Annotated in this window: 1 protein-coding gene; it reads right to left on the bottom strand. The window is 67.0% G+C overall.

Going from position 1 to position 1,126, the window contains the following annotated elements:
• On the bottom strand, window positions 1-1,126 hold a 1,126-nt coding region (locus AAHK20_RS33435; protein ID WP_449185793.1), incomplete at both ends, for an ammonium transporter.

A 1,126-nucleotide genomic window follows, 5' to 3' on the forward strand; every position in this document is an offset into this window, starting at 1 on the left:
TGCCGTCCGCGCCGCCGATGTCCTTCACCGCGAACACGCCGGTCAGGATCGCGCCGACGATACCGCCGATGCCGTGCACGCCGAACGCGTCGAGCGAGTCGTCATAGCCGAGCTTGCCCTTGAGCCACGTCGCCGACCAGAAGCAGATCACACCGGCCGCGATGCCGATCACGAACGCGCCCGTCACGCCGACATAGCCCGACGCCGGCGTGATCGCCACGAGACCCGCCACCGCGCCCGACGCGATGCCCAGCGCCGACGGCTTGCCCTTCGCGATCCACTCCGCGAACATCCACGCAAGCGCGGCCAGCGCGGTCGCGACTTGCGTCGTCAGCATCGCGAAGCCCGCACGGCCGTCCGCCACCACGGCGGAACCGGCGTTGAAGCCGAACCAGCCCACCCACAGCATGGCCGCGCCCATCAGCGTCAGCACGAGGTTGTGCGGCGCCATCGCTTCCTTGCCGAAGCCCACGCGCTTGCCGAGCACCAGGCAGCACACGAGGCCTGCGACACCGGCGTTGATGTGCACGACCGTGCCGCCTGCGAAGTCGAGGATGCCAGCGGTCGCCAGCCAGCCCGTCGGTTCCCACACCATGTGCGCGATCGGCGAGTAGACGATGATCGACCACAGCGTCATGAACACCAGCATCGACGAGAACTTCATGCGATCGGCGAACGCACCGGTGATCAGCGCCGGCGTGATGATCGCGAACGTCATCTGGTAGACGAAGTAGACCGTCTCGGGGATGGTCGGCGCGAGGTGGCTCACGGTCAGCGTGGTCGCCTTGTCGCCGTGGATGTAGTTCATCCCGGCAAGGAAGATGCGCGAGAAGCCGCCGATGAACGAGTTGCCTGGCGTGAACGCGAGGCTGTAGCCGATGATCGTCCAGACCACCGTCACGACGCAGGTGATCGCGAAGCTCTGCATGATGGTGGCGAGCACGTTCTTCTTGCGGACCATGCCGCCGTAGAAGAGCGCGAGGCCCGGGATCGTCATGAACAGCACGAGTGCGGTGGAGGTCAGCATCCAGGCGGTGTCGCCCGAGTTGATCTTCGAGGAATCGACCGAGAACGGCGCGGTCGGCGCAGCGGGAGCGGCCGCAGCCGATGCCGCCGATGCGTCAGG

This window comes from Trinickia camelliae (assembly GCF_053525655.1).